This is a genomic window from Oleiphilus sp. HI0080 (assembly GCF_001635135.1).
Genome location: NZ_LWFU01001099.1, coordinates 1 through 688, shown reverse-complemented (window position 1 = coordinate 688; position 688 = coordinate 1). Strand labels below are relative to the sequence as shown.

Sequence of the window (688 nt, the reverse complement as noted above, 5' to 3'; positions counted from 1 at the left end):
ATAGACACAACGAAAATCACAACGATCTGTCACGGACATACGAACGTAGCTCACGCTCCGCCCAAAGCGATCCACGAGTCTGGTTTGTTGCCTACTAATCATGTCGGCCATAGGAGCTTCTGTTATCCAAACGAATCGAGCGAAGTTGAATCAACAACGCGCAAAGTCTTCTTTAATCTTTTAAGCTGTTGGCTCGTTAGCACTGCCAATTTGAGGGGCATAATAACTTCCGCTTTTTCCACCATGCTTCTCGAGCAGCCGCACACCATCAAGCACCATCGCCTTGTCAACCGCTTTACACATATCGTAAACCGTTAGACCGGCAACACTGACGGCGGTTAACGCCTCCATTTCAACGCCAGTTTGGGCATCCAGCTTACAGCGTGAAACAATTCGTAAGATGCCTTTGTCGCCTTTCTTTTCAGGTTCAAAATCAATAGTGACCGAACTAAGGTTAAGACCGTGACACAATGGAATAAGTTCCGAACACTTCTTTGCCGCCATAATGCCTGCGACACGACATACGGCAAGCACATCGCCCTTTTGGATTTGATCGCTCATAATGAGGTCAAGTGTACTTGCCTCCATTTGAACGAAGCCCTCAGCAATTGCAACACGCCCAGTCACGGCTTTATCAGAGACGTCAACCATATGCGCATTCCCTGAGGCGTTTACATGGGTAAGCTTA

1 protein-coding gene and 1 pseudogene are annotated in these 688 nt (G+C 47.7%); both read right to left on the bottom strand.

Annotation, left to right across the window (positions count from 1 at the left end):
* A pseudogene (locus A3751_RS23665) lies at positions 1-102 on the bottom strand (GTP 3',8-cyclase MoaA); the annotation flags it as partial.
* Positions 103-180: 78 nt separating this feature from the next.
* Positions 181-688, bottom strand: a 508-nt coding sequence (moaC, locus tag A3751_RS20105; RefSeq protein ID WP_068458688.1) for a cyclic pyranopterin monophosphate synthase MoaC, incomplete at its 5' end; no start/stop codon positions are given.